Annotated in this window: 7 protein-coding genes; 2 read left to right on the top strand and 5 right to left on the bottom strand. The window is 70.4% G+C overall.

The window, feature by feature from the left end; genetic code table 11:
* Together C472_RS02320 and C472_RS02315 are read right to left on the bottom strand one after the other, a co-directional pair.
* Positions 1-244: archease (locus C472_RS02320; protein WP_006628175.1), on the bottom strand; the 244-nt coding region annotated here is incomplete at its 3' end.
* Positions 241-1,053: a DUF502 domain-containing protein gene (locus C472_RS02315; protein ID WP_006628174.1), complete on the bottom strand. Its 813-nt coding sequence runs from the start codon at positions 1,051-1,053 to the stop codon at positions 241-243. The genes C472_RS02320 and C472_RS02315, both read right to left, overlap by 4 nt.
* A gap of 198 nt (positions 1,054-1,251) precedes the next feature.
* On the opposite strand from C472_RS02315, the gene C472_RS02310 reads away from it, so the two are divergent.
* Positions 1,252-1,725, top strand: a complete 474-nt coding sequence (locus C472_RS02310; RefSeq protein WP_006628173.1) for a GNAT family N-acetyltransferase — start codon at positions 1,252-1,254, stop codon at positions 1,723-1,725.
* Between the two features lie 82 nt (positions 1,726-1,807).
* The gene (gene hmgA, locus C472_RS02305) at positions 1,808-3,031 is read left to right on the top strand and encodes a hydroxymethylglutaryl-CoA reductase (NADPH) (protein WP_006628172.1); all 1,224 of its coding nucleotides are present in this window, start codon (positions 1,808-1,810) and stop codon (positions 3,029-3,031) included.
* 618 nt (positions 3,032-3,649) lie between these two features.
* Here the strand turns inward: hmgA and C472_RS02300 are convergent.
* From C472_RS02300 to C472_RS02290, 3 genes are all read right to left on the bottom strand, one after another.
* A complete protein-coding gene (locus C472_RS02300; protein WP_006628171.1) occupies positions 3,650-3,967 on the bottom strand; it encodes a DUF2250 domain-containing protein in 318 nt (105 codons plus the stop codon).
* Between the two features lie 179 nt (positions 3,968-4,146).
* The gene (cofH, locus tag C472_RS02295) at positions 4,147-5,580 is read right to left on the bottom strand and encodes a 7,8-didemethyl-8-hydroxy-5-deazariboflavin synthase subunit CofH (protein WP_006628170.1); all 1,434 of its coding nucleotides are present in this window, start codon (positions 5,578-5,580) and stop codon (positions 4,147-4,149) included.
* A gap of 415 nt (positions 5,581-5,995) precedes the next feature.
* Positions 5,996-7,303: an acetamidase/formamidase family protein gene (locus C472_RS02290; RefSeq protein WP_006628169.1), complete on the bottom strand. Its 1,308-nt coding sequence runs from the start codon at positions 7,301-7,303 to the stop codon at positions 5,996-5,998.
* Between the last annotated feature and the right edge of the window lie 81 nt (positions 7,304-7,384).

Raw genomic sequence — 7,384 nt, 5'->3', positions numbered from 1 at the left:
GGTGGTCCGCCGGGAGGACGAGCCGCACGTCGCGCTCGTAGATCAACCGATCGAGGTAGTCGAACAGCAGCGCCTCGCGGCCCTCGGCCTCGACCGCGAACTCGAACCGCTCGCCGGCCGCCGGGACCGACTCCGCGCTCGCCGCGGTGAGTCCGTCGGCGACCGCCGCGAACAGCGCGGAGGGGGTGTCGGCCGTGGCCTCGACCGCGACGTCGGCGGTGTGGTCGCGGAGGTCGTAGCTCATCGGCCGTCGCCCTCCCCGGCGGCTCCGTCACGAGGGTCTCCGGCGCTCTCCGGCCGCTCGTCCGACGGGAACCGCGCGTCGATGGTCCCCTCCGGCGCGTCGGCGCGCAGGTCGGAGGGGTCGACGTCGTCGAGATCGGCCGCGACCTCCTCCAGGGCGACGCCGCTCGTGACCAGCGCGCGGATCCCCTCGTCGACGGTCAGCTCCACGTCGACGATCCGTCGCTCGGGGACGAAGACGACGTGGCCACCCATGACCGGATTCGGGGCCATCGGCATGAACAGCGTCCGCATCCCCTCGCCCTCGGAGTCGGCGTGGTCCGCGATCACGTCGGGCGTCTCGCTCGTCACGAACGCCAGCGTGTACGTCTCCTCGGTCGGGAACTCCACGAGGACGACCTCGCGGAAGTTCCCGCTGTCGGAGTCCAGCATCGCGTCGCTCATCTGCCGGAACCCCTGGTAGACCGAGCCGACCCCCGGAATCCGCTCGACGGCCTCGTCGACGTAGTCGACCGCGCGCTCGCCGTACCGCGAGGACTCGACCGCCGCGCCGAGGAGGACGATGGCGGCGACGAACACGACCGGCGTCGCGATCTCGATCGCGGCCTCGCGGGGGATCGCGCCGACGATGGGGAGGCCGAGTCCGGGGGAGACGGCGACGACCGCCGACGAGAAGGCGTCGAGGTAGTCGTACACCGCGTTGAACGCGAACGCGAGCACGACGAGCGTGATGACGGCGGGGACGACGACGGCGACGCCCGTGAGGAACGCCCGTCGGAGCAGTTGTGCCGCCGACGACTCGTCAGCCATTGCGATTGTCCACGCGCGACCGCGACAAAACCCTTCTGTCGCGCTCTCGTCCGTTCGGTCACGCTCTCGCCGCGGACCGACGCCGACCCGCCGAGAGGAAGTCTGCCGCCCGCAACCGTTCCCGCTGGCGGCGCAGCCGCCCGCAACGGTCCCCGCTGGCGGTGGAGTTATATTCCGCTGGCGTGTTAGGTCATCGCAGTGAGCGTCAACGTCGAAAAGCGGACCGACCCGCCCGGCGAGTCCGACTACGCGACCGCCGCGTGGGAGCTCAAAGAGCGAATTCGGTCCGCGGAGGGCGTCCTCCGACAGCGACGCGGCTTCTTCGTCGACGCCTACCGCCGGTCGACCGCCCACTTGCTCGTCGAGAACGACCGGCTCGTCGCCTTCGCGTCCGTTCGCCGGGACGGCTACATCCTCTTTCTCGCCGTTCATCCGGACCACCGCGGCCGCGGCCACGCCGAGCGGCTCGTCGCCGACGTGGCCGAGCAGCACCGGTCGGTCACCTGCCACGCCCGCACGACCAACCGCTCCGCGCTCGGCTTCTACGAACACCTCGGCTTCGAGGTGATCCGCCGCATCGACGACTACTACGAGGACGGCGGCGACGCCTACTACCTCAAGCTCGGCGGGGAGTCGATCCGCGAGCGCCTCTCCGGGTTCGTCGGCGGGTAGTCGCCCGTTGAGCGTCTCGTCGTCCTCCCGCGAGAGCCCCGGAACCGACAGCCATTAGCGCCCGCCGCGAGGACTGGTCGGCATGTCGCAACCGACTCCCGCGGACCTCGCGGCCCGCGTCCGCGACGGTGACCTCCGCTTCCACGAGCTGGAAGACCACGCCGACGCCGACACGGCGACCGCCGCGCGCCGGCTGCTCGTCGCGGAGGCGACGGACGCCGACCTCGACGCGCTCGGCGAGTACACGTTCGACGCCGAGGCGGTCCACGGCTCGAACATCGAGAACACGCTCGGCGGCGTCCAAGTGCCGGTCGGCGTCGCCGGCCCGGTGACGATAGACGGGAGCGCGCGCTCGGGCGAGCGCTACCTCCCGCTGGCGACCACCGAGGGCGCGCTCGTCGCGTCGATCAACCGCGGCTGCTCCGCCATCGAGCGCGCCGGCGGCGCGACCGCTCGGGTGACCAAGAGCGGGATGACGCGCGCGCCCGTCTTCCGGGTCGCGGGCGTCGCGGAGGCCGAGGCGCTCGTCGCGTGGGTGCGCGACAACGAGCCCGCGCTCGCCGAGGCCGCGGAGGCGACGACGAGCCACGGCGAACTGCTCGACGTGACGCCGTACGTCGTCGGCAACAACGTGTTCTGCCGGTTCCGCTACGACACGAAGGACGCGATGGGGATGAACATGGCCACCATCGCCACCCGCGAGGCCTGCGACGTGATCGAGGCGGAGACGGACGCCTCCTTGGTCGCGCTCTCGGGCAACCTCTGTTCGGACAAGAAGCCGGCCGCGATCAACGCCGTCGAGGGGCGCGGCCGCTCGGTCGTCGCGGACGCGACGATCCCCCGCGAGGTCGTCGAGGACCGGCTCCACACGACCCCGGAGGCGATCGCCGAGATCAACACGCGGAAGAACCTCGTCGGCTCCGCGAAGGCGGGCGCGCTCGGCTTCAACGCCCACGTCGCCAACGCGGTCGCCGCGATGTTCCTCGCCACCGGGCAGGACGAGGCGCAGGTCGTCGAGGGCGCGAACGCGATCACGACCGCCGAGACGACCGACGACGGCGACCTCTACGTCTCCGTCTCGCTGGCGAGCCTCGAAGTGGGGACCGTCGGCGGCGGGACGAAGCTGGCGACCCAACGGGCCAGTCTGGAGATCCTCGGCGTCGCCGGCGGCGGCGACCCGGCAGGGACCAACGCCGACGCGCTCGCGGAGTCGATCGCGGTGTGCGCGCTCGCCGGCGAACTCAACCTGCTCGCGGCGCTCGGGTCGCGACACCTCTCGTCGGCGCACGCGGAGCTCGGTCGATAAGCGTCGAAACCGGGCGGTAACTGCCTCCGAATACTGGGAGATTTAAAACCGTTTGCGGGGTCCCGGTTCCGGCTGAACGGTCGTTTAACTAGCCGCTAAGCAGGGTACCTCTTGATCAATGGGGGGAGTGAGCCTCGCAGATCGGTGGGAACGGCACAGTATTTAAATGAACTGTGAGCGACAGCGGCGATTACTTATAAAGGCGGTGCGGAGGCGTGCGCCTGCGAGCGGCCGCCCCCGGCGGCCGCGAGTCGCGAGGGACCGAAGGTCCCTCTAGCAGCCGGCGCTTCGCGCCGGCGACAGCACGCGCGAGGGAGTCGGCGGTCCGAAGCGAAGCGGAGGGCCGCCGACGAGGCTGGGGCTTCGGCGGTCTCCGTGTCGATAACTGATTTATAAGCAATCACAGTATTGTACAGCCGAGCGGCTGGAGCTTTGGAGCCCGTCACCACAGAGCCATCGATCACTTATAAACAACCAGCAGCGATACGACATTCCTCCTTATAAATATCTACCTCACAAACGTGCGAGACCCACTCCCGCCATCCTCATCTCCGGTCTGTACTGGGGATTGAGACTGGTACGCGAACCGTTCTCTGATACGCTCTTCGAGTCCCCGTCTCAGTCCGACCAGCGCGGGCAGTCGTCGCGCAGCGCGTCGCGCCCGGCGTCGGTGACGCGGTAGACGGCCTCGCCGGAGACGCGCTCGACGAGGCCGGCGTCCGCCAGCGCGGTCAGCCGCGACTCGACGTGGTCGGCGTACAGGCCGGTGTTCCCGGCGATGAACGCCTGGTAGTCCGCACCGACGTCGGCGAGGTACGAGAGCAGTCGCTCGTCGGACCGCGTGAGCGACGGCCGGTCAGCGTCGAGCGCGTCGTCGGTCCGCGCCTCGGACTCACTCGCCCGACGGTCGGTCGGCCGTGCGTCTGGTGCCCCCATCTCACACGTGGTAACGAGTACCGCCATAAAGGCGATACCGGCGGTTCTCACTCGCTGGGAGTCGCCGGCGGTGGGCGGAACGTGTTCGGCGTTCGACCGATCGGCCGTTCGATCGGGTCCGCGACCAGTCGCCCCGACCGGTCGTTCGAGCAGTCCTCTCGACCGACCGCTCGGCCCGCTCAGTCGTCGGCCTCGGTGGGCGACGTTCCGGCGGCGTCGCCCCCGGTCGAGCGCTCGGGCAGCATCGGCGTCCCGTCGGCGCGCGGGCCGAGCCGCGGACCGTGGGGGCCGTCGTCGGGGTCGATCCGGCGGCGGGTCCGGTAGTCGGTCGAGCGCTCGACGGGGGTCCGACCGATCGCCGTGATCATCTCGACGTAGTCGTCGAACGAACGGTACTCGCCGTACTCGCCGCCGGCGCGGCTGGTGATCTCCTCCGAGAGGATGGTGCCCATGAAGTCGTCCGCGCCGCAGTTGAGCAGCTTGAGCCCGTGGGCGTCGCCGGACTTCACCCACGAGGCCTGGACGTGGTCGACGTTGTCCAAGAAGAGCCGCGCGACCGCGACCACGAGTTCGTCCTCGGCGCGCGAGGGGCCGGAGTCGACGACCCCGCGGCGGTACAGCGGCGTGTTCTGGTGGATGAAGGAGAGGGGGACGAACTCCGTGATCGCGCCCGTCCGGTCCTGGAGGTCGCGGATCACCTTCAGGTGCTGTGCGCGGTGGGCGACCGTCTCGACGTGGCCGTACATCATCGTCGAGGTGACGTCGAGGCCGGCGGCCGCCGCGCCCTCCATCGCCGCCACCCAGTCGCCGGTGCGGATCTTCCCCGGGCAGATCACGTCGCGGACCTCGTCGACGAGGATCTCGGCGGCGGTCCCCGGCGCGGAGTCGAGCCCCGCGGCCGCGAGTTCGCGGTAGACCGACTCGTACTCCCAGTCGGTGCCGCGCTTCGCGTGGTACGCCTCCTCGGGGGTCATCGAGTGGAGGTGGACGCCGCCGACGGACATCGCCGCCATCTGTTCGCGGTACGTGCCCGGGTCGGTCGCGTACGCTTCCGGCGGCTTGTAGTTCGCCTCGCTGTCGGGGTCGTCGTGCGCGGCGAGGATCTCGTGGTGTTCGTCGTTCAGCGCGAACGCCGGGTGAAGCCCGGAGACGGAGCACACCTCGTAGACCCCCATGTCGAGCGCGTCCTCGACGACCGCGCGCGACTCCGCGGGCGGCTTGGTGAACCCGGCGTGGTCGACGTCGCTGTCGGCCTCGAAGGCGTGCGCGGAGTCCTTGAAGTTACAGAACAGACAACCGGTGTTGCAGGCCGTCGTGACGTTGTTGTTGAGGTTGGCGACGAAGGTGACCTCGTCGCCGACCGTCTCGGCGCGGCGGCGGTCCGCGGCCTCCAGCACCGCCTCCTTGCGGACCGGATCGATGCCCTCGCGCTCCGTCCCGGTCGCGAGCAGTTCCGTCGCGTCGTCGACGGTGAGCCGCACCCCGTCGCGCGCCTTCGCGAGCGCGTTCTCGAACGACTGGTCGGTCGCCGGCTCCGCGAAGCCGAACTCGTCCGCGTCGCTCGCCGACCCGCCAGCCGGTCCGGTCCCGTCGGAGTCGCCGCCCGAACTCATCGCGTTAGCCTCCCGGTTCCACCGGCATAAACGGGCGGGTCGTGGCACCCTCTACCGATACGGGTGACGTGCTGGACGCGGTGCGGTGGCGTCGCCGGCGGCGGAGCCGCCGACGAGGCTGGGGAGGCGTGAGGTGCGGCTGCGGAGCGGTGCCGGGCGGGACTCGAAGGGGCAGCCGCGAGGGCGAAGCACGCCGCAGCAAGCACCGCAGCGAGCGACGCGAGCGAGGAGCGCAGCAAGGCGCGCGAGGAGCGCAGCAAGGCGCGCGAGCCGTCGCAGCTGGGGCTTCGGTGGTCTCGGTCGCAGGGTTGTTTGCGGCGAAAACGGCCACGGAGACCCGGGCGGATCGAGCCTCGTAGTCGTCCGCGCCGGGAGGCCCGGAAAAATCAGCGAACCGACCGGGAGGGACCTCTCCTTACAGTCCGTACTGCTCGCGCGCCGCGTCGTCGAGGCCGGCCTCGGCGAGGAGGTCCATCGGCACGAGCATGTCGAGTTGGACGACGCCGGGGAGCCGTCCGATCTGGACGCCGCCGGTGAACGTACACCGGCCGCGGACCTCGCCCTCGCTCATATCGAGCAGTTCTCCGGCGCGGTCGAAGGCGTTCTGCGTGGCGTCGTTCACCGTCGCACCCGAGCCGATCACTTGGATCGGCGCGGCGTCGGTGTCGACGTCGACGCCGTGTTCCGCGCCGAGGTCGTCGCCGGCCGCGACCTCCTCGTCGGTGTACGGCGCGCTGATGAACGGGAGGTCCTCCTCGTTCGGGAGGAGGACGGGACCGCCGAGGTCGACGTCCTCGATCACTTCCACGTCCATCGTCACCGTCCCGCTCACGTCCGTGGTGTGGAGGGAGAGCTCGCCGTCGCCCTGGTTCGCGTGGAGGTCGCCGACGTACACCCCGCCGCCCTCGACGACGACCGGGCAGATCAGCGTCGCGCCCGCCCGGACCTCGGGCACGTCCATGTGGCCGTCGGTGCGCAGTTCGAGGTCCGCCTCGGTCTCGACGCCGTAGTCGTGGTCCGCGCCGATCAGGTTCTGCCCGAAGTCGCCCGCGTTGTGGGAGTCGGGCATGGTGACGGGCGGCGTGGTTCCGATGTTGCCGATGAACGGGCGGAGGCGGCCGAGCGTGCCGGGCATCCCGTCCGGCTCGTACAGCAGGATCGGGTGCTGGCGCGCGTTCTCGGGGATGTCCATCACCTCGTCGGCGTCGAGGGCCAGTTCGTGTGCGCCCTCTTTGTCGAGCGTGATCCCGACCGCGTTCTCGTGGTCGAAGGCGACGGTGTAGCCGTACTCGAAGCCGAACGAGGAGGCGTTCGCGCCGCACTCCGCACAGCGGATCGCGTCCTCGCCGGTGCCCTCGACGACCGAGTCCGGCCACGTCGTGCCGCACTCGGGACAGCGGTGATCGACGAACGGGTCGTCGCCGAACGCGCCCTCGCGCTCCGCCATCGACCCCGTGCTCGTCGCCATGCTCGTCACCTCCACGTCGCGGATGTGGATCGCGACGGCGTCGCCGACCTCGGCCCCCTCGACGCGGATCGGTCGGGTCACCTCGTGGCCGCCCCGGAACGAGGGCGTCACCATCGGCCCCCAACAGCCCGGCGGCGTGTACGTCTTCACCGTCCCCCCGTCGGCGACCGTGCCCGCCCACTCCTGGTCGGGCCCGACGAGGCCGAGCGTGTACTGGTCGACGTACAACTCCTGTTGGACCTCTTGCTGTGACATTCCGTGTGTTGATACGAAGTGACACAGCATAATCGTGGTGTTCTCGGCGGTCGCACCGCGATTCCCCCCGACGCGTCTCAC

It is taken from the genome of Halorubrum tebenquichense DSM 14210 (assembly GCF_000337415.1).
GTDB classification, from domain to species: domain Archaea; phylum Halobacteriota; class Halobacteria; order Halobacteriales; family Haloferacaceae; genus Halorubrum; species Halorubrum tebenquichense.
This window is presented reverse-complemented; position numbering and strand designations above follow the sequence as displayed.